Origin of the sequence: Pantoea sp. MQR6, assembly GCF_022761075.1 — a bacterium.
Taxonomy (GTDB): Bacteria; Pseudomonadota; Gammaproteobacteria; order Enterobacterales; family Enterobacteriaceae; genus Pantoea; species Pantoea phytostimulans.
Genome location: NZ_JAKYXB010000002.1, coordinates 38399 through 58654 on the forward strand (window position 1 = coordinate 38399; position 20256 = coordinate 58654).

The 20256-nt window shown below is 54.2% G+C and carries 16 protein-coding genes; 7 read left to right on the forward strand and 9 right to left on the reverse strand.

The features are described from left to right. Nucleotides 1-83 precede the first annotated feature (83 nt). Entirely contained in the window at nt 84-1520 is a 1437-nt protein-coding gene (degP, locus tag MUG06_RS10390) for a serine endoprotease DegP (RefSeq protein WP_243078553.1), read from the reverse strand. Between the two features lie 135 nt (nt 1521-1655). Next, a complete protein-coding gene (dgt, locus tag MUG06_RS10395; protein ID WP_215847577.1) occupies nt 1656-3146 on the reverse strand; it encodes a dGTPase in 1491 nt (496 codons plus the stop codon). A gap of 96 nt (nt 3147-3242) precedes the next feature. On the opposite strand from dgt, the gene mtnN reads away from it, so the two are divergent. From mtnN to MUG06_RS10410, 3 genes are all read left to right on the forward strand, one after another. After that, a complete protein-coding gene (mtnN, locus tag MUG06_RS10400; protein ID WP_215847578.1) occupies nt 3243-3941 on the forward strand; it encodes a 5'-methylthioadenosine/S-adenosylhomocysteine nucleosidase in 699 nt (232 codons plus the stop codon). Beyond that, a complete protein-coding gene (btuF, locus tag MUG06_RS10405) occupies nt 3934-4728 on the forward strand; it encodes a vitamin B12 ABC transporter substrate-binding protein BtuF (protein WP_243078554.1) in 795 nt (264 codons plus the stop codon). The genes mtnN and btuF overlap by 8 nt, the downstream gene beginning before the upstream one ends. A gap of 124 nt (nt 4729-4852) precedes the next feature. Then, nucleotides 4853-5104, forward strand: coding sequence for a hypothetical protein (locus MUG06_RS10410; RefSeq protein WP_243078555.1), 252 nt, complete (start codon nt 4853-4855; stop codon nt 5102-5104). 29 nt (nt 5105-5133) lie between these two features. On the opposite strand, the gene erpA is transcribed toward MUG06_RS10410, so the two are convergent. Continuing rightward, a complete protein-coding gene (gene erpA, locus MUG06_RS10415; RefSeq protein ID WP_215847580.1) occupies nt 5134-5481 on the reverse strand; it encodes an iron-sulfur cluster insertion protein ErpA in 348 nt (115 codons plus the stop codon). Between the two features lie 204 nt (nt 5482-5685). Here erpA and hemL point away from each other — a divergent pair, with 204 nt between their 5' ends. Further along, the gene (gene hemL, locus MUG06_RS10420; RefSeq protein ID WP_243078556.1) at nt 5686-6966 is read left to right on the forward strand and encodes a glutamate-1-semialdehyde 2,1-aminomutase; all 1281 of its coding nucleotides are present in this window, start codon (nt 5686-5688) and stop codon (nt 6964-6966) included. 74 nt (nt 6967-7040) lie between these two features. Here the strand turns inward: hemL and fhuB are convergent, their stop codons facing one another. The 6 genes from fhuB to hrpB all read right to left on the reverse strand — a co-directional run bounded on the left by fhuB (nt 7041) and on the right by hrpB (nt 18263). Further along, nucleotides 7041-9020 carry a Fe(3+)-hydroxamate ABC transporter permease FhuB gene (gene fhuB, locus MUG06_RS10425; protein WP_243078557.1) on the reverse strand — a complete coding sequence of 660 codons (1980 nt, stop codon included), beginning with the start codon at nt 9018-9020 and terminating at the stop codon, nt 7041-7043. Then, nucleotides 9020-9898: a Fe(3+)-hydroxamate ABC transporter substrate-binding protein FhuD gene (fhuD, locus tag MUG06_RS10430; RefSeq protein WP_243078558.1), complete on the reverse strand. Its 879-nt coding sequence runs from the start codon at nt 9896-9898 to the stop codon at nt 9020-9022. Before fhuD ends, fhuB begins: the two co-directional genes overlap by 1 nt. A 10-nt stretch (nt 9899-9908) precedes the next feature. Continuing rightward, entirely contained in the window at nt 9909-10703 is a 795-nt protein-coding gene (fhuC, locus tag MUG06_RS10435; RefSeq protein WP_215847583.1) for a Fe3+-hydroxamate ABC transporter ATP-binding protein FhuC, read from the reverse strand. A 40-nt stretch (nt 10704-10743) separates the two neighbouring features. Continuing rightward, entirely contained in the window at nt 10744-12954 is a 2211-nt protein-coding gene (fhuA, locus tag MUG06_RS10440; RefSeq protein WP_243078559.1) for a ferrichrome porin FhuA, read from the reverse strand. Nucleotides 12955-13155: 201 nt separating this feature from the next. Continuing rightward, nucleotides 13156-15681 carry a bifunctional glycosyl transferase/transpeptidase gene (gene mrcB / locus MUG06_RS10445; RefSeq protein ID WP_243078560.1) on the reverse strand — a complete coding sequence of 842 codons (2526 nt, stop codon included), beginning with the start codon at nt 15679-15681 and terminating at the stop codon, nt 13156-13158. Between the two features lie 98 nt (nt 15682-15779). After that, nucleotides 15780-18263, reverse strand: a complete 2484-nt coding sequence (hrpB, locus tag MUG06_RS10450; RefSeq protein ID WP_243078561.1) for an ATP-dependent helicase HrpB — start codon at nt 18261-18263, stop codon at nt 15780-15782. A 36-nt stretch (nt 18264-18299) separates the two neighbouring features. On the opposite strand from hrpB, the gene thpR reads away from it, so the two are divergent. From thpR to dksA, 3 genes are all read left to right on the forward strand, one after another. Continuing rightward, entirely contained in the window at nt 18300-18827 is a 528-nt protein-coding gene (thpR, locus tag MUG06_RS10455; RefSeq protein WP_243078562.1) for an RNA 2',3'-cyclic phosphodiesterase, read from the forward strand. An 11-nt stretch (nt 18828-18838) separates the two neighbouring features. Then, complete coding sequence (sfsA, locus tag MUG06_RS10460; protein ID WP_215847586.1) at nt 18839-19543, forward strand: DNA/RNA nuclease SfsA; 705 nt, start codon at nt 18839-18841, stop codon at nt 19541-19543. 247 nt (nt 19544-19790) lie between these two features. After that, nucleotides 19791-20246 carry an RNA polymerase-binding protein DksA gene (dksA, locus tag MUG06_RS10465; RefSeq protein ID WP_008925615.1) on the forward strand — a complete coding sequence of 152 codons (456 nt, stop codon included), beginning with the start codon at nt 19791-19793 and terminating at the stop codon, nt 20244-20246. Nucleotides 20247-20256 lie beyond the last annotated feature (10 nt).

Consider the following 20256-nt stretch of genomic DNA (forward strand, 5'->3'; position numbering starts at 1 on the left):
GCGGCCATCACATTCTGATCGGTTAGCGCATGGGTACAAAAAAGGCGGGCCAAAGCCCGCCTGAATCAGATAATCGTGAATTTTTACTGCATCAGCAAGTAAAGGTTACTGTCGCCGCGCTTCACGTTAAGCGCGAGCACGGAGGGCTTGCTGTCGAGGATCTTGCGCAGTTCGCCCAGATTAGCGACGCTTTGCTGGTTCACGCCCATGATCACATCGCCTTTCTTCAGGCCAATGCGCGCAGCTGAGCTGCCCGGCTTAACATTATCGATACGCACACCTTTATCACTGGTGTCGCTGTTGCTGAGATCGGCGCCTTCAATACCGGTGTAAATGATGGCGGATTGCACTTTATCCTGCGTGCTTTGCTGCAACTGCACGGAAACGTCCATGGGTTTACCGTCACGCAACAAGCCCAGTTTCAAGGTTGTACCAATCGGTAATGTACCTACTTCGGCACGCAGCGCAGCGAAGCTGGTTAATGGCTTACCGTTCATCGACACCACGACATCGCCCGCTTTGATACCCGCTTTTGCTGCGGCGGAATTGGGCAGCACCTGGCTAACAAATGCACCGCGCTGGGCATCCACTTTCATCGCTTTTGCCAGTTCAGAGTTAAGCTCGGTGCCCATAACGCCCAGTTCACCGCGTTTCACCTGACCAAACTCCACCATCTGTCCGGTGAGGTTTTTAACCATGTTACTTGGGATAGCAAAACCGATACCGATATTACCGCCATCTGGTGCCAAAATTGCGGTGTTAATCCCAATCAGTTCACCGTTGAGATTGACCAGCGCTCCGCCGGAGTTACCACGGTTAATCGCCGCATCGGTCTGAATAAAGTTTTCGTAGTTTTCTACGTTCAATCCGCTACGACCCAGCGCTGAAACGATGCCCGATGTTACGGTTTCACCCAAGCCGTAAGGGTTGCCGATGGCGACGGTGTAGTCACCCACGCGTAAATTATCAGAGTCAGCAATTTTCACAGCAGTGAGGTTTTTGGCATCTTGCAGCTGAATTAACGCGATGTCAGAGCTGGGATCTTTACCAATCACTTTAGCGTCATAACGGCGACCATCGCTGAGCTGCACCTGAATTTTAGTGGCGTCGTTTACCACATGGTTATTGGTTACCACGTAGCCTTTTTCAGCATTAATGACCACGCCTGAACCCAGAGCCCGGAATTTTTCTTTCTGGGTATCTGGCGCGTTGCCCCCCTCGCTGCCGCCACCGTTTTGACACATTGGCGAGCTCTGGAACGGCGAACCGTCCTGGCAGAACGGTGAATCATCACCAAAGAATTGCTGGAACTGCTGCGGCATGCGCGGCGTTTTTACCGTAGTGCTGCCTTCAACGCTGATACTGACAACAGAAGGCATCACTTTTTCTAACATAGGAGCCAAGCTGGGTAATTGCTGACTGGTAGAAGAGGCCGTTTCTGCTGCGAGAACACTGACAGGCGTCAGTGCCATACCAAGACTCAGCGCCAGCGCGCTTAACATTAGAACTTTTTTTTTCATTTTTCGGTATCTCTCAAAAATTATCGTCCAGACCCTTGCTGTGGTCGTATGATGAGATAAATGTTTTAACGCGAAGTTCCAGCAAAAGTTTTAGGTAAAAGTAAAAATTTATGCGCGCTCTTTACAATTCGCCCTTTATTCCACCGCCATTAAGCGACGATACTCATCCCAGGCATAAAGGTCGGTCATGCCGCTAATGTAATCCTGAATAAGGCGGAAACGATAATAACGCTCCCATAACAGACGCTCATATTTATGTTTTACCACCAGCGAACGCATTGCCTGCTGATAAGCTTTACGATGTTTTCCTGAAAGCTTATGAAACAAACGGGTTTCAATGGGATGCTGAGGAAGAAAATCTTCATTAATCAATGCAGTGAAAGCTTCGTAATTCAGCTTCATCAACGGTTCATAAATTTCTAATAGTCCTTTAATGACGCGATAACCTTGTAACTCCAGCTGTTCGACTTCGGAATGGTTAAATACCTGCTGCCGCGCCACGGTTTTAAATATCTGAAGAAGCCGCCCTTCTTCCCCTTCATCCTCTAATAAAGCATGATTAAAGCTACCATCAAAAATAGCGGCAAGATTATCAACAAAACGTTTTACTGCGTAGCCCACCAAAACGTTTTGAACATTGACACGTAGCGACATAAAAAATTGATCGCTGCGGCTGCGGCGTTTTTTGCTGCAGGCTTCACGCCAGGCCTCACCAATAGTTCGGCTAAATGCATCGTTGGGTTTAATTGTTCCCCAGGCTTTACTGAGAAATTCATACAAACTGTCGACATTAAAAATGGCTTTTTCTACCGCATCATCCAGATCGGCAATGCAATAAGAGATATCATCTGCCGCTTCCATTATATAAGTCAGCGGGAAACGATGATGCTCATCCATATTCGTCTCAGCCCGTAGCTCAGCAATATAATCTCGCTCGGATAAATAGAAGCCCGGTTTTTTCATTAATACGCTATATTCAGCCGGTTTTTCGCCTTGCCACCAGGCGGGTGCTGTATATTTCAACACGCAGGCAACTTGTGAATAGCTGAGATTCAGCTGCAGCAAAGTATGCACCATGCGAATGGCCTGCGCGTTGCCTTCAAAATGACATAAATCCTGGCGAATCATGGCATTCATTTGATCAAAAGCGCTGCGCTGCTCATCGGTTTCAACGCCAGCAACCAGCGGATCCACCAAGTTTGCGGGTAACTTATCCTCAAACCAGTCGTTAATTGCCGCTTCGCCAAAATGGCCAAACGGCGGATTGCCGACGTCGTGCAGCAGGCACGCCATTTCCACTAAGCTCTCAAAGGCACCTTCCAGCTCATCCAGACCATATTGCGCCAGCCCGCCCTGCATTTTCAGGGTTTGCAGGATCTCTTTACTGATATAGCGTCCGGTTTGTTGCACTTCAAGCGAATGGGTTAAACGCGAGCGCACCGCCGCATTTCGCTCTAAAGGAAAGACCTGGGTTTTCTGTTGCAAACGACGAATGGCCGCCGAGTTAATTATTCGACCGCGGTCACTTTCAAAATGGCGGCTAATATAATATTCCCCTTCGGGATCTTTTCGGCTGGTATAAGGGCGAGTAAAGCTGATCTTCGTCCTGAAATTGATCGCTGCCATTAATTGCCCCTCTTTTTTTCGTGAATTAATCCCCTGTCAGCCATGGTAGACTATGCCTTAATTTCGGCGAAAACATCTACATTAGCGAGACTCTTTATGAAAGCAGGCATTATTGGCGCGATGGAGCAGGAAGTCACTCTACTGCGTGACAAAATTGAAAACCGTCAAACCTTATCACTGGCTGGCTGCGAAATTTACACCGGCACGCTTAATGGCGTTGAGGTGGCTCTGCTGAAATCGGGCATCGGTAAAACTGCAGCTGCGCTTGGTACGACGCTGTTGTTACAGCTCTGCAAACCCGATGTCGTCATCAATACTGGTTCTGCGGGCGGTTTAGCGCCTACGCTGAAAGTGGGCGATATTGTGGTTTCGGAAGAGGTGCGTTATCACGATGCAGATGTCACCGCCTTTGGTTACGCGCCCGGCCAAATGGCGGGCTGCCCGGCAGCATTTGTTGCCGATGCGAATTTGATTGCGCAAGCAGAAGCTTGCATTCAGCAGTTGGATCTCAATGCAGTGCGTGGTTTGGTGGTGAGCGGCGATGCTTTCATCAACGGCGCTGAGCCGCTGGCACGCATTCGTAACACCTTCCCGCAGGCCATTGCCGTAGAGATGGAAGCCACCGCGATTGGTCACGTCTGCCATCAATTCGCGGTACCTTTCGTGGTGGTTCGCGCCATTTCGGACGTTGCCGATCAAGAATCACATTTGAGCTTTGATGAGTTCCTCAGCGTTGCGGCAAAACAGTCGTCGCTGATGGTAGAAAACTTGCTGGCGCGCCTGGCGCGTGGCTAAACGTTTTCTGCTCTGCTGGCTGCTGCTGTTTAGCGGCAGCCTGTTCGCTTCAACCCCACGCGTTATCGCTCTCGCCCCGCATTTAACCGAATTGGCTTTCGCCGCAGGCATCACACCAATTGCCGTTAGCGCCTGGTCAGACTATCCGACTGCTGCGCAAAAAATCGAACAGGTTGCCAACTGGCAAGGCATCAAAGTTGAGCGCATTTTGCAGCTAAAACCGGATGTGGTGTTGGCGTGGCGTGGCGGCAATCCACAACGTCAAATAGATCAATTGCAGCAGTTGGGTATCAAAATTGAATGGATTGATCCCGCTAATCTGGCAGGCATGATCGATGCGCTGGCCGCGCTAGGGAAATGGAGTCCGCATCCTGAGCAGGCGGAAAAGGCGGCGCAACAGCTGCGCCAGCAGGAAGCTGAATTGCGTCAGCATTACGCTTCGCTGACATCAATTCCGCTGTTTTTGCAGTTTGGTCAGCAGCCACTTTTCACCGCAGCTAAAGCGACCTTGCAGAACGACATCATTGAGCTGTGCGGCGGCAGAAATATTTTTGCTGATAGCCGCGTCAGCTGGCCACAAGTCAGCCGCGAACAAGTGTTAATGCGCCATCCTCAAGCGATAGTGATGGGCGGAAACACGCAGCAGGCAAGGAACGTAGCGCGATTCTGGCAGCCGCAGCTTAGCGTGCCGGTGATTGCTATCAATGATGACTGGCTAAGCCGCCCGGGCCCGCGTCTGATGCTGGCAGCAAAACAACTCTGTACAGCGCTGCATCCAGCACAATAAAATTGGCTTAATCGATTAAAGAAAAAACAATTATTGCCGTTAATTACTACATGAGACGCGCGAGCCACGTATGCTCGCCGTCCTTTTGCGCATAAGCGCCTTTTGACTACACCAGGACCTAAACATGACCAGAACAGTGCTTCTGGCCATAGCGCTGTTGATGGCTGGCTCCGCGTCTGCAGGGTCAATCACCGGCTCTATTGGCGTTAAACTGACCATTTTTTCTCGCTGTGAAATCAACAGCGCCACGAGCCAAAGCCCGCCCCAGGTTGATTGCGGACGCCACTTCAGCGCGCAGCCGCGCATTATGCAAAGCGTGCTGAAACGAGATGCAAAGCAGAGAGAAACCGATCGGTTAGTAACAATAGAGTGGTGAGCGAGGCCGCTGAACAGCGGCCTGCAAAATCAGATACTAAATGAAGAACCACAGCCGCAGGTGGTTTTAGCGTTCGGGTTAGTCACGATAAAGCGCGAACCTTCCAGCCCTTCGGTGTAATCCACCGATCCGCCCACCAGATATTGCAGACTCATCGGATCAACCACCAGTGACACGCCTTGCTTCTCAATCGTCATGTCACCATCATTCATTTTGTCATCGAAAGTAAAACCATACTGAAATCCGCTGCAACCGCCGCCAGTGATATAGACACGCAGTTTCAGTTCTGGATTCTCTTCATCAGCAATCAGGTTCTTCACTTTATTGGCTGCTGCTTCGGTAAATTGCAACGGCAGTGCTGCTACTTCATCACTCATGTTTGACTCCAGTAAACGCCCAGGTCAGAAAACGACCTTAATACCGCTATTATCTGCCAGCACACCAGCGCAATCAAGTTTTGAGCTTCGCACTCTGTGCCGCCTTAACTATGGTTAGACATATTGCAGGGTTTTCCACCCTTTCGCCTGCCGCGCCTCTTACGTAGAATGGCGCGATATTTTATTGAACTGCTGGAGCCGAAAATGAGTAAGTCCGAAAACCTGTTCGCCCAGGCGCAACGCCTGATTCCCGGCGGCGTAAATTCGCCGGTACGTGCGTTTACTGGTGTGGGCGGCGTACCGCTGTTCATTGAGCATGCTGACGGCGCCTATTTGTATGATGCCGATGGCAAAGCCTATATCGATTATGTCGGTTCATGGGGCCCGATGGTGCTGGGCCATAATAATGCTGAAATTCGCAATGCCGTGATTGAAGCTGCCCAGCGCGGTTTAAGCTTTGGTGCGCCTACCGAAATGGAAGTGACCATGGCGCAACTGGTCTGCGACCTGGTGCCAAGCATGGAAATGGTGCGCATGGTGAACTCCGGCACTGAAGCCACCATGAGCGCGATTCGTCTGGCGCGTGGTTTCACCGGCCGCGATAAGCTCATTAAGTTTGAAGGCTGCTATCACGGCCATGCCGATCACCTGCTGGTTAAGGCGGGTTCTGGTGCATTAACGCTGGGCCAGCCTAACTCACCGGGCGTGCCTGCTGATTTCGCCAAACACACGCTGACCTGCACCTATAACGATCTCGATTCTGTACGTGCGGCGTTTAAACTTTATCCGCAAGAGATCGCCTGTATCATCGTTGAACCGGTTGCGGGCAACATGAACTGCATTCCGCCACAGCCAGGTTTCCTGTCGGGTTTGCGTGCATTGTGTGATGAGTTTGGTGCGCTACTGATCATTGATGAAGTGATGACGGGCTTCCGCGTCGCACTTGGCGGCGCGCAGGCGCATTACAATGTCGTGCCCGATCTGACCTGCCTCGGCAAAATTATCGGTGGCGGCATGCCTGTCGGCGCATTTGGCGGTCGTCGCGACGTGATGGCAGCGCTAGCACCAACCGGCCCGGTTTATCAGGCAGGTACGCTCTCCGGTAACCCGATTGCGATGGCAGCGGGCTACGCCTGTTTAAGCCAAATCGCCCAGCCGGGTACGCATCAGAAGCTGACCGCACTCACCACGCAGCTGGCGGAAGGCCTGCTTGAAGCGGCGCAGCAGGAAAACATTCCGTTGGTCGTGAATTACGTAGGCGGTATGTTTGGCCTGTTCTTCACTGATGTCGCAACGGTAACGTGCTATGCCGATGTCACACAGTGTGACGTTGAACGCTTCAAAAAATTCTTCCACCTGATGTTGGAAGAGGGCGTTTATCTGGCACCATCAGCATTTGAAGCGGGTTTCATGTCGCTGGCGCACAGCGCTGAAGATATCCAGCGCACTATTGACGCCGCACGTCGCTGTTTCGCTAAGCTGTAATAAAAAAAGACCGGTGAAAGCCGGTCTTTTTTGTTCTGAATAACCCACCCTGAATCGGGTTGATGTTATGCAGTTTAACGCGACCGCCGCAATAACCAGATGAAGTACGGCGCACCCAAAAACGTTGCCATTAAGCCCGCCGGTATTTGATCCGGAAACGCTAACATCCTGCCGCACCAGTCAGCAAACACCATCAACCCTGCCCCTAACAATCCAGACAGCAACACCTGCGGCAACGCCCGACGAAAGCCCAACATGCGTGCGATATGTGGTGCCATCAAACCGATAAAGCTCAGCGGTCCGATGGTTAATGTCGCGGCAGCCGTCAACGCAGCGGCCAGCAGCAGCAGACTCAGGCGCGATGGCGTCAGCGCCATTCCTGCCGAGCGCGCCGTGGCGCTACCCAGCGGCAGCAGCGTCAACCAACGGCTGGCCAGCGGTGCCATCGACACCAGCACCAGTGCGCAAACGGCACTCTGGATCGCCTGCTTGCCGCTGATATTGTAGGTTGAGCCAGAAATCCAGCTGAGTAATCCGCCCATGCGCGGATCGCCACTTGCCAGCAAAAGCATCAGCAGCGTCACAAAAGCGCTGTTAAGCGCCATTCCCGCCAGCAGCATACGCTCCGGCGAGAAACCGCCTCGGCTGGCGACCAGCATGATGATCAGCAAAGTGACGCCAGCGCCCAGCACGCCCGCTGGTAGCAGATATGCCAGCGCATCCCCCGGTACGAAAAACAGCATGATCACCACGCCAAAAGCCGCACCTGAACTGATGCCCAAGACTTCCGGGCTCGCCATCGGATTACCGGTCAGACGCTGAATCAAACTGCCGGCAACGCCTAGCATCAAACCCACCACCAGCGCAGCCAGCAAGCGCGGTGCACGCCACGGCATGAGCTGTTGTAACATCTCGCCGCTGGACCAAGTCCAGCCATGCACACCGCGGCCAAATGCCAGGCCAAACCACGTCAGCAGCGCCAGGACGCCCAAAGCGACAAGACACCAACGCCCCACCGCTTGACGCTCAGCAGGCACGTTATCGCCAAGATTCATTGCAGGCGGCACCGAGCCGGTGCGCAAACGCGGCAACAACCACAACAAAATTGGCACGCCCAGCAGCGCGGTTGCGGTACCGGTTGAAACTTCGCGCCAATGCGTGGTGAGCCACAATACGCAAGCATCCGCCAGCCAGAGCAGTAACGCGCCGATAAGTGGCGCTAATAACATACGGCTGAGCAAACGGCGTCCGCCAAGCAACTTCGCCAGCAGCGGTGCAAACAGACCGATAAAGCCGATAATCCCGGCTGCGTTTACCAGTTGCGCACTCAGCAAAATCGCCAGCGCCAAACCGCCCAGCCGCGTCAGGGAAAGTGCGAGTCCCAGGTTTTTAGCGACACCATCATCTAGCCCCATCAAGGTTAATGGGCGCAGCAGCGCCAGCGCCACCGCAAATGCCAGCAGCAGACGCGGCCAGAGCTGACTCACATTCTCCCAACCCATTTGATTCAGCGATCCGGTGCTCCAAAGGAACATGTTCTGTAATTGATCGTGGTTAAAGATGGCAAAAATCTGGTTGACCGCGCCGCTGTACAGGCTCAGAACCAAACCTGCAAGGATCAGCGTGACCGGCGACAAACGTTTCCCCCACGCCACGCCAAACACAATCGCCCCCACCAGTAACGCGCCGCCCAGCGCCGCAAACTGCTGCGTCATCGCGCCGCCGGGTAATTGCCACAGCGTCGCTACCGTAATCCCTAGCTGCGCCCCCGACGAGACGCCCAATGTAGTGGGTTCTGCCAGCGGATTGCGCAACACTTGCTGAAACAGCAAACCGGCTAAACCCAAGCCTGCGCCAACCAGCAACGCTAAAATCAGGCGCGACAGCAAACTGTGATGAAACACCATTTGCTGAATATTATTCACATCCGGCGCCCACAGCGCCTGTGACCACTGCGCCAACGGCAACGCGTGCTGCAAATTAACCAGCGTTAATCCAAGCGCCAGCAAAAACAGCACACTCAACAACGCAACGGGGAAAAGACGATGGCGCATCAATGCGTCTCCAGCGCGCGTTCCAACACGCGAACAAAATGCAGCGCCGACAACGTCGCGCCGTAATACCACACCGCAGGAACGCGCTGAAAGCGGCCCGCGCGAATAAAGGGCAAAGATTGCCACAGCGGACTGCGCATCACCTGCTGCATGTCCGCCTCGTTGTCATGATCGAAGCAGATCACCTCAACATCCCTTAGCGAAGCCAGACGCTCAATGCCCACCACCGCGCTGCCCCAAAAATTGGTTTCGCCCTGCCAGGCATTTTCCAGGCCCAGCATATTCATCACCTCAAGAAACAGGCTGTTTTTACCGAACGTGATGGCGTGGCGACTATCGAGCAGTGACATCAAGAGAATGGGCCGCCCGCGATAAGCAGCAAGGCGCTGACGCGCCGCTGCAAGCTGATTATCCACCCACGCGAGATGCTGATCGGCTTGCGCTTCGCGACCGAGACGCTTGCCTAATTCTTGTAGCGACAGGCGCGCAGTCGTAAATGGTTTACCGTCGCCGCTGTTGAGGTCAAACCCCATAATCGGTGCAATGCGCGTGAGCTTCTCTTTTGGTGGACCATAACCGTTGGAACATAGAATCAGTGACGGCCGCATCTGCGTCATCAATTCAAGATTGGGTTCGGTACGCAATCCCACATCCACGACGCGGGCAGGTAGCGGCGGATCCCCCACCCAAATGTTGTAGTTGTGCATATCTGCCACGCCGAGCGGTGTTACGCCCAGCGCCAGCAGTAACTCCGTCGGCAACCACTCCAGCGCAATAATGCGTTGCAGATCCACGGGTGCGGCACGCAGCGGAAAACTGTGAAGTAACGGCGACAACGCCATTGCCATCATCAAACGACGGCGCAGCAGATCGGGCATTATCCCATCCTTAGTAAACAAAACTGACCGGCGCGCCGCCCTGCGGATGAGGCAAAATGCCCATGGGAATACCGTAAATGGCTGCCAGCACGTCGGCCTGCATAATGGTTTCCGGGCCGCCTTCGGCAATCATTGACCCGCCGCGTAGCGCCACCAGATGATCGCAATAACGCGCCGCCATATTGATGTCATGTAATACCGCGATCACGGTTAAACCGCGTTCACGGCTGAGGCGTTGAATCAGCGCGAGTACATCTACCTGATGCGCAATATCCAGCGCAGAGGTCGGTTCATCCAGCAGTAAACAGCGGCTGTTTTGCGCCACCAGCATCGCCAGCCATGCACGCTGCCGCTCACCGCCGGACAAGCTATCCACCAGCCGGCTGGCGAAGGGGTTTAGCCCAACCAGCGCAATCGCCTCATCGACACGATCGCGATCTTCCTGGCCGAAACGCCCCAGCGCGCCATGCCAAGGATAACGTCCAATCGCCACCAGTTCACGTACCGTCATTCCTTCTGCAGCAGGCAGTTGCTGTGGCAGATAAGCCACCTGACGCGCAAAAGCTTTGCTGCTCCAGTTCTCTATTGGCCGATTGTTAAGCAAAACCTGACCTTCGCTGGCAGCATGATGACGCCCCAACATTTTCAGCAAAGTGGATTTGCCCGATCCGTTATGACCAATCAATGCGGTGACTTTGCCAGGCGGAAAGGTCAGCGTGAGCGGATGGAGCAGCGTGCGGCCAGGCACGTGAAAGCTGACATTTTGCAGTGTAAAAGTGGTTTCTTCGGCGTGCTGATGCTGCATGAGAATCCCTGTAAAACGGGCGCCGCAGCGCCCGGTTAAATCAGAATCTGAAGGTCGCGGTGCCCACAATTTGACGTTCTGCGCCCCAGTAACACGCGTATTCGCGGTAACAGCTGGCGACATAATCACGGTCAAACAGATTATTGACGTTAACGCCTACCGTCGATCCAGGCAAACCGAAGCGACCTAAATCATACTTCAGCGCAGCATCAACCGTGGTGTAACCCGCAACGTCGAAGTTCTGGTTAACGTTGTCGCCCGTGCTATACAAACCTTTGCTTTCACCGACGTAACGCACGCCAGCCCCCACGGTGACACCCGAAAGCGCTGTCTCATGGAAGGTGTAATCACTCCACAATGACGCCATATGCTTCGGCACCTGAACCGGTGTTTTGCCTTTTAGCGTGGTGTCTTCGGTGTATTCCGCATCGGTGTAAGTGTACGACGCGGTCAGGTTGATGTTGGCATTCAGCGCCGCTTTGGCTTCCAGCTCAACGCCGCGTGAACGGATCTCACCGCTTTGAATGCTGGCAAAAGGATGGTTTACGCTATCGGGATCGGCGGTGAGGTTTTTGGTTTTGGTCAGCTGATACACCGCAGCAGTGATAACAACAGGGCGATCTTTCGGCACATACTTCACTCCCGCCTCATACTGTTTAGCGCGTGAAGGATCAAACGCCTCGCCACCCCACGTCGCACCCGCGTTAGGTATGAAAGATTCGCTGTAGCTGAAATAGGGTGCAATGCCGTTATCAAACACATAGTTCAGGCCACCGCGCCAGGTAAACGCTTGATCGTTCTGGCGATCAACCGAGTCTGCTACACGATCGTAAACTGAATTCATGGCGTAATCGTAGCGACCACCGAGCGTCAATACCCAGCGATCCCATTCCAACTGATCTTGCGCATACAAACCGGTTTGACGTTGTTTATTGAGATGCTGATAAGGATCGGCAAATGGCGTCACGCTGTCATCACCATATTGAGGACTCACAGCATTCAACGGCGATGCCGTACCAAACTGCGCATCTATATCGTTGCGCGTACGCTGGAAATCCACGCCCAGCAATAAGGTGTGGTCAACCTGACCAGTCGCAAATTTGGCCTGCGCCTGGTTATCCACCGCGAACTGGTTCAGCTTCTCATTTGAAGTGGCCGAACCACGTGTAATCTCCTGCGTGGCGGGCAGATAACCGTTGCCGTAAATACTGCGATAATCGGTACGTAAATCCGCGTAGCGCAGGTTTTGCCGCACCGTCCACGTATCATTAAAACTGTGTTCGACGTTATAGCCGACCATTTTGGTGTTACGCGAGATCTTGTTGCTGTCTTCGCCTTCATCAAAGTTGGTAGGAAGTTTGTATTCGCTGCCGTCGGCACGAATGATAGGTACTACCGTGCCCTGACGCGGTAGCCAGCCGTAATAGCCGGTTTCAGGTTCGTTCTGGAAATAGGTCAGCAGATCGAAGCGGGTATTTTCATCAGGACGCCAGCTGAATGACGGCGCGAGGGTATAACGCTTCTCTTTGTTCATATCCTGCTGCGCATCCTGACTGCGAGCCTGGCCAGTCAGGCGATAACTGTAAACGCCATCATCGTCCAGCGATCCGCTGAAGTCGAAGCCCGTCGAGAACAGATTGTCGTTGCCCATCTGGAATTGCACTTCACGCAGTGTTTCCTGAGTTGGGCGCTTGCTGACCAGTGAAACCACGCCGCCTGGATTGCTTTTGCCATACAGCACCGAAACCGGGCCGCGCAGCAGTTCCGCACGTTCAAGAAAATAGGGATCGATGGCAAATTCAGAGTAGTTGTCGCCCTGTAGCTTCAGGCCATCAAGATATTGATTGGTGTTGGTTTCGCTGAAACCGCGAATCGACAGCGCATCGATCACATCGGAGCTGCCGCGGTTACCGGTTAATACGCCTGGCGTGTAGTTAAAGGCACCTTTCACGCTGGTAACGTTACGCATCTCCATCTCTTCACGCGTTACTACGGAAACCGACTGCGGATTTTTTTCGATGGGTGTATCGGTCTTGGTACCCGTGGCACTGCGTTTCGCGGCAACAGTTGGAGCGGGTCCCCATGCGCTTTCCTGCTCTACGCCGCCTCCGCCATCTGCTGAAACAACAATCGTCTCTTCGGCAAAGGCACCGGCGCTGAAACCACTGAGCGCAAGGGCAATCATCAAGGTCAGAGGCTGACGAGAAAAAACACCGCTTTTGTAACAAGGAAAAGTCGTTCGCGCATTCATAAAGTTATCTCTAATAGATGAGTTTTGGGCAGGCGAATCGAAACGATAATGATTATTATAACGGTCGGATAATATGCGAAACGCAGCAATCACTGCAAGCAAAAAACCCAAGCGTGACGCCGTTTGCAGCGCGATTGACCGTTATTGATCAAGCACAAAAAAAGGGCGCATAAGCGCCCTTTTTACTCATTACTCTTTCAACTACTTGCCGAACATATCCTTTATCCAGCCCGCAACGCCATCGCTGTCTTTCTGCTCTTGCTGCTGCTGTTGCTGCTGCTGAACTTGTTGTTCCTGCTGCTGCTCTACCTGCTGCTGCTGTTCAACTTGCTGCTGCTGCTGCTCGCAAAGCGCATTAGGATCCAGCGCCCACACCGGCAGCGAGCGCCAGGTGCTGCTGCCTGTGCCGCAAACAAAGTTGCCCGCAGAATCAACATTCATCAATGACACATCTTCTGGCGGCGTCAGCTGAAGCGGCATCGGCGCCTGATTGTCGAGATAACGGCGATAAAGCTGCATCGCACCACTTGCACCATAAAGCTTGGTGGGTTGGTTGTTATCACGGCCTACCCAGGTAATCGCCACTTCTTTACCGTCGACACCGGCGAACCAGCTATCGATCAGGTCGTTAGTGGTACCGGTTTTACCCGCCAGATGCGCATTCGGGAAACGCGCGCCCAGCGCACGTGCAGTTCCGTGGCTCGCAACCTGCTGCATGGTGTAAAGCGTCAGGTAAGCCGCTTGCGCAGGCTCAACACGTTGCGCCTGTGGGAAGCTCTGATAGAGCACTGTGCCATCTTCTGCAATCACCGAACGCACCGCTGACAGGGGCGCACGGTTGCCGCCGCTGGCAATCGACTGGAAAGCTTGCGCGACTTCAATCGGCGTCAGGTTAAGGGCACCCAACAGCATTGAAGGAACCGGATGCAGCTGATCTTTCGGCACGCCCAGTTTGGTCCAGGTATCCATTACCGCATCCAGACCCAGCGTCATACCAAGGTTAACTGTCGGCACGTTCATGGAGTTGGTCAGCGCATCCACCAGCATCACTTTGCCGCTGAATCGACGATCGTCATTCATCGGTTTCCAGATCGAACCGTTTGGCTGTTTCAGCGCAATCGGTTCATCCGCAATCCAGCTGTTGAGACGATAGCTGTTCGGCTGGCTCAGTGCTGTTAAATAGGTCGCCGGTTTTGCCAGCGAACCGATAGAACGACGCGCCTGCAGCGCACGGTTATAACCGGCAAACTGCGGATCGGCACCGCCGACCATGGCACGCACTTCGCCACTGAAGCGATCAACCACCACCATCGCGGTTTCCAGATCTTTTAAGCCGCGCTGTTTTTTCAGGGTTGGAATACCGTCAAGTACCGCTTTTTCCGCTGCATCCTGCGATACCGGATCGAGCGTGGTAAAGATTTTCACGCCAGAGAGATCTTTAACTTTGTCGCCCAGCCGGGTCTGGAGTTCGTTACGCACCATCTGCATGAAAGCAGGCTGCGGCGTAATCACGCCACCTTTCGGCTGCACACCCAGCGGACGCGCCGACAGCATGTCGTAGAGTTCCTGATCGATCACTTTTTGCTGCTGCAACAAACGCAGCACTAAGTTACGACGTTCCAGCGCCAGTTTCGGGTTACGCCACGGATTATAGAGCGAAGCGCCTTTTACCATGCCGACCAGCATCGCCTGTTGGTCGAGGCTCAGCTCATCGACCGGACGACCAAAATAATACAAGCTGGCCAGCGGGAAGCCGCGAATCTGATCGTTGCCAGCCTGGCCGAGGTAAACCTCGTTCAGATAGAGCTCAAGGATGCGATCTTTGCTGTAGCGCGCATCCATGATCACCGCCATGTAAGCTTCACGGGCTTTACGCCACAGCGAACGCTCATTGGTCAGGAACAGGTTTTTTACCAACTGCTGAGTCAGCGTACTGCCGCCCTGCACCGCTTTACCGGCGGTAATGTTCGCCAGGAAAGCGCGACCAATCGAATAGGGGCTAATACCATCATGTTCATAGAAGTGGCGATCTTCAGTGGCGATCAAGGTATCGACCAGCAGATCCGGGAAACCTGCGCGTGGCACAAACAAGCGCTGCTCACCATTGGGTGATTGCAGCATGGTGATCAGACGCGGATCGAGGCGGAAAAAGCCAAAGTCGCGACCGTTATCCAGGTTCTTGATCTCACTCAGCTCATCTTTGCTGAAGGTCATGCGCGCGTGGATCTGCCCTTCTTTACTGTCCGGGAAGTCAAACGGACGACGCAGCATATCGATGGTGTTGCCTTTGATCGAGAACTCGCCGGGACGGGTAATGCGCGATACTTCGCGATACTGCGTACCTTCCAGCAGCGCCACCATTTCGCTTTTGTTGTACGCCATACCGGGTTCGAGGCTGACCATACGTCCGTACACCGTGGCAGGCAACTGCCATACTTTACCATCAATGCGGCTTCGGATTTCCGAGTCGAGATAGACGCCCCATGCCGCCATTACCACTACAAATACCAGGAAGAGTTTAATTAACCATCCCAACCAACGGCGTTTGCCGCGCGGCTTTCCGCTTTTACCTTTACGTGGCACGGGTGCCTTCTCCTCGTAATCATCGTCAAAATCATCCTGCGCGATATCGTCATCGATATCTCTGCGGCGACCCCGGTTCGCGCTGCGGCGCGGCGGCAGCTGCTTTCCTTTGCGCCCAATAGGTTCGCGATCGTTCCCAGACATTCGTTTCGTTCTCCAGGCATAGCCATCGGCAAGGCGGTTACTCTAACTGCTTTATCGCATTCCGCATGGCAGAACCCTCTGAATTCGATCCAGCGTTCTCAACCTTGCGGGGAATATTTTTTCGTGCGTCTTGTTGGCAAAGCGTTTGCTGGATCGTCAGGCCAGGGATGTTTGGGATAGCGCCCTTTCATCTCCTTTTGGACGTCCAGATACGCGCCACGCCAGAACGCAGCGAGGTCACGGGTGATCTGCAGCGGGCGCTGTGCGGGTGATAACAGCTCCAGCACCAGCGGCACGCGCCCTTCTGCGACGGCGGGATTGATGGCTTCGCCAAACATCTCCTGAATCCGCACCGCCAGCGCCGGAGGCTTATCCGCATGATAGCGAATAGGTAGACGACTTCCGGTCGGCACAGTGTAATGAGTTGGCAGCACAGTATCCAGCCGCTGACGTTGTGACCATGTGAGCAAATGTAATAGCGCGCTAACAAGATTGACCGACTGCAGGCTTTTTAGATCGCGTACCGCGCTCATCTGCGGCAACAGCCATTGCTCCAGTGAATCAAGCAACGCGGCATCGTCCATCGCGGGCCAGTTCTCTTCCGGCAGCCATTCAACCGCGCAGTGTAGACGCAGACGCAGCTGTTCAGCTTCCGGTGTCCAGCCGAGCACCGATAAACCTTTCTCGCTGATCCAGCGCAGCATCGCGGCATGCAGTACCTCTGGTTCAGGGCGCGCCAGCGGTTGCGTTTTGAGGATTAACGCTCCGATCTGCTCACGTCTGAAAGCGCGCAACGTGCCTTTTTCATCATCCCATTCCACTTCCATACGTTGCTCAATCAACGCGGGATGCTGGCGACACAACGCATCGATATCTACCGGCAACGCCAGCAACATGCGTGCATCCGGTGCGGCGCTGCCTTGTAACAACGCAGGCGCAATCAGCCATTCATTACGCGTTAATCCATCCTGCTCATCCAGTTTCGCGCCCAGGCCGTTAGCCAGCTGATAGCGACCACTTTGATCGCGACGACGTGCCAGACGATCGCCAAATCCCGCAGCCAGTAAGACGGCAAAGCGATCTTCATCCACACGCCCACCGCTGACCTTAAGCCGCTTTTGCCACTGCTGAGCACGACGTTGCCAGTGCGGCTGGGGCCGATGCAGCGCATCCCGTAAATCGGCGCTGCCGCTGCGCGGGGGATCTTCCAGAATCGCCACCAGCAAAGCGGCGCTGGCAACCGCATCAGCATCCTCGCCAGCGGCGAGCAAGATAGCAGCTAAACGCGGATCGCTACCGAGCTGCGCCATACGGCGACCTTGCGCGTTAAGTTGACCCTTGTCGGCTAACGCGCCGAGGTGCGTTAACTGTTGCTGTGCAGCGCGCAGATGTTTTGCGGGCGGTAAATCGAGCCATTGCAGCTGCTCGGGTTGCGTACAGCCCCATTGCAGCAAATCCAGCCACAACGATGAGAGATCGCTGTGCAGAATTTCCGCTTCGCTTTGTGCTGCTGCCCGTGAAGCTTGTTCTTGAGGAATGAGATGCAAACAGATGCCGGGCGATAAACGTCCGGCGCGTCCGGCGCGCTGCGTCATTGAAGCCTGGCTAATACGCTGGGTTTGCAGCCGCGTGACACCGCTGCGCGCATCAAACAACGCGCTGCGTTCCAGTGCGCTGTCAACCACCAAGCGAATACCTTCAATCGTCAGGCTGGTTTCAGCAATATTGGTGGCGAGCACCACTTTGCGTCGCCCTGCAGGTGCAGGAAGAATGGCGCGCCGCTGCGCCGCTAACGGCAATGCACCATATAAAGGCGCAAGATCAATATCCTCCGCCACACGTGATTCCAGCGCGTGCTTTACGCGTTCAATCTCTGCGACACCGGGTAAAAACAGCAGCAGCGAGCCGCTTTCTTCGCGCAACAGTTGCGCCACTTCACGCGCGACCGCCTCATCGAAGCGAACCGATTGATTGAGCGATGCGTAACGCCGCTCGACGGGGTAACTGCGCCCTTCTGAAATGATCAACGGCGCATCTGGCAGCATCGCCGCCAAACGGGCATTGTCGAGGGTTGCCGACATCAACAAAATCTTCAGGTCTTCGCGCAGACCTTGCTGCACGTCAAGCAACAGCGCGAGCGCGACATCAGCTTGCAGGCTGCGCTCATGAAACTCATCCAGGATCACTAACGAGACGCCATCCAGCATGGGATCTTGCTGCAACATCCGGGTGAGAATGCCTTCGGTCACGACCTCTAATCGGGTATTACCGCTAATGCAGGTTTCACCGCGCATGCGATAACCCACGGTTTCGCCCGGCTGCTGATTGAGCTGTTCCGCCAGCCGCTGCGCCACGTTGCGCGCCGCCAGACGACGCGGTTCCAGCATAATGATCCGGCCAGGCAGCGCCGCATGTTCCAGTAATTGCAGCGGCAGCCAGGTCGATTTGCCTGCGCCGGTAGGCGCGGCCAGCAGGATTTGTGACGCCGTGTTAAGCGCCGCTAAAATGTCAGGCAGCACCGCGCTGACGGGTAAATCACTCACAGCAAACTCCGATTCCGCCTGTGCTAATATAGCGCGCATTGTAGCACCCATCCGTGAGGATTGCCGGAGACCGCCATGCCGACACAACGCTTATTCTTTGCTATCAGCCTGCCCGACGATCTTCAGCAACAGCTGGTGCGTTGGCGGGCAGAAAACTTTGCTGAAGAGGCTGGACGCCCGGTTGCTGCGGCCAATATGCATATTACGCTGGCATTTCTGGGCGAGGTTTCCAGCGAGACGTCGCAGCGCTTACAGACGCTGGCGTCACGCATTGTGCAGCCTGGTTTTGATGTCGATCTTGATGATGCCGGACACTGGCCACGTCCCGGCGTGGTATGGCTCGGTTGTCAGCGCCCGCCTCGCGGCTTGTTACAGCTCGCCAGCCTGCTGCGAGCCCAAGCTGCGCGTCACGGCTGTGTACAAAGCACCCAGCCGTTTCATCCGCATGTGACCTTATTACGCCACGCTTACCAGCCGGTTGCGCTACCGCCGCGCGGCTTTCATTGGCGCTTTCGCGTGGCGCATTTTTCTCTTTATGCTTCGGAGTTTGCTAAAGGCCGCACGCGTTATCGCGCGCTGGCAAGCTGGCCGTTGCAGGCTTGATCAGGAATCCTATGCACTTTTCTCCACCGCTTAAATCCGCCCGTTTACTTGCCCGTTACAAACGTTTTCTCGCCGATGTGGTGACACCCGAAGGCGAAACATTGACGATTCACTGCGCCAATACCGGTGCAATGACCGGCTGCGCTACACCGGGCGATACAGTGTGGTATTCCACGTCGGAGAGCCTGACGCGTAAATATCCCCACAGTTGGGAAATTACTGAGACGCAATCAGGCCACTGGATTTGCGTTAATACCTTGCGCGCCAATCAGTTAGTGCGTGAAGCGTTGGATCAGCAACGTATTCCAGAGTTATCCGCTTACGAACATTGCCAGGCTGAGGTGAAGTACGGCAGCGAAAAAAGCCGAATTGACTTCCTCCTCCAGGCGAAGGACAAGCGCAACTGCTATATTGAGGTGAAATCCGTGACCCTTTTACATCAAGGAAAAGGCTACTTCCCGGATGCGGTGACGACTCGAGGTCAAAAGCACCTGCGCGAGCTAAGCGCAGTTGCCGCTGAAGGTCATCGAGCTGTCTTGTTGTTCGCGGTTCTGCACTCGGGGATTGAGGACGTTTCCCCGGCCCGTCATATTGACGCGGCTTACGCAGAACAACTGGTCCAGGCGCAGAAGGATGGCGTTGAAGTTTTGGCGTATCAGGCAAACTTATCGGTGGCAGGTATGTTTCTTAAAAATCCTGTTGCAGTAAAGTTGTAATATCTTTAGCAATTATTTGTGCTAAGAATGTTCTGAGCATGACGCCAATTACGCTGCTCCTCACAGGCTTGTCAAGGTGCGTTCACGAATAATTGCTAACCTTGACTGCTTCTGTTATTTATAGCGGCCTGTTTTTTTCCCCGTTGGGGGATCGATGTACCCGAGAGATGTCAAGAAGCAGGCAGGCGGCAACGCACCTGTTGCAAGAAGTTGAAGGGTATAGTGCGTGTTATCCAGGAGAAACAACATGCAAGAAGGGCAAAACCGTAAAACATCGTCCCTGAGTATTCTCGCAATCGCTGGGGTTGAGCCTTATCAGGTAAAACCGGGCGAAGAGTATATGAATGATGCCCAGCTGACCCATTTTCGTAAGATTCTGGAAGCCTGGCGTAATCAACTGCGGGACGAAGTGGATCGCACCGTATCGCACATGCAGGATGAAGCTGCCAACTTCCCGGACCCGGTTGACCGTGCCGCGCAGGAAGAGGAATTCAGCCTGGAGCTGCGTAACCGCGATCGCGAACGTAAGCTGATTAAAAAGATCGAAAAAACGCTGAAGAAAGTTGAAGATGACGACTTTGGCTATTGCGATTCCTGTGGCGTAGAGATTGGCATTCGCCGTCTTGAAGCGCGTCCTACCGCCGATCTTTGCATCGACTGTAAGACATTAGCAGAAATCCGCGAGAAACAAATGGCTGGCTAATGCCGCAGCC

Excerpts from the sequence above, each read along its gene's own strand:
- fhuB (WP_243078557.1), bottom strand. The coding sequence starts at position 9,020 with ATGCGCCATCGTCTTTTCCCCGTTGCGTTGTTGAGTGTGCTGTTTTTG.
- dgt (WP_215847577.1), bottom strand. The coding sequence starts at position 3,146 with ATGGCAGCGATCAATTTCAGGACGAAGATCAGCTTTACTCGCCCTTAT.
- erpA (WP_215847580.1), bottom strand. The coding sequence starts at position 5,481 with ATGAGTGATGAAGTAGCAGCACTGCCGTTGCAATTTACCGAAGCAGCA.
- mrcB (WP_243078560.1), bottom strand. The coding sequence starts at position 15,681 with ATGTCTGGGAACGATCGCGAACCTATTGGGCGCAAAGGAAAGCAGCTG.
- hrpB (WP_243078561.1), bottom strand. The coding sequence starts at position 18,263 with ATGCGCGCTATATTAGCACAGGCGGAATCGGAGTTTGCTGTGAGTGAT.
- fhuD (WP_243078558.1), bottom strand. The coding sequence starts at position 9,898 with ATGCCCGATCTGCTGCGCCGTCGTTTGATGATGGCAATGGCGTTGTCG.
- degP (WP_243078553.1), bottom strand. The coding sequence starts at position 1,520 with ATGAAAAAAAAAGTTCTAATGTTAAGCGCGCTGGCGCTGAGTCTTGGT.
- sfsA (WP_215847586.1), top strand. The coding sequence starts at position 18,839 with ATGCACTTTTCTCCACCGCTTAAATCCGCCCGTTTACTTGCCCGTTAC.
- fhuA (WP_243078559.1), bottom strand. The coding sequence starts at position 12,954 with ATGAATGCGCGAACGACTTTTCCTTGTTACAAAAGCGGTGTTTTTTCT.
- MUG06_RS10410 (WP_243078555.1), top strand. The coding sequence starts at position 4,853 with ATGACCAGAACAGTGCTTCTGGCCATAGCGCTGTTGATGGCTGGCTCC.
- mtnN (WP_215847578.1), top strand. The coding sequence starts at position 3,243 with ATGAAAGCAGGCATTATTGGCGCGATGGAGCAGGAAGTCACTCTACTG.
- fhuC (WP_215847583.1), bottom strand. The coding sequence starts at position 10,703 with ATGCAGCATCAGCACGCCGAAGAAACCACTTTTACACTGCAAAATGTC.
- hemL (WP_243078556.1), top strand. The coding sequence starts at position 5,686 with ATGAGTAAGTCCGAAAACCTGTTCGCCCAGGCGCAACGCCTGATTCCC.
- thpR (WP_243078562.1), top strand. The coding sequence starts at position 18,300 with ATGCCGACACAACGCTTATTCTTTGCTATCAGCCTGCCCGACGATCTT.
- dksA (WP_008925615.1), top strand. The coding sequence starts at position 19,791 with ATGCAAGAAGGGCAAAACCGTAAAACATCGTCCCTGAGTATTCTCGCA.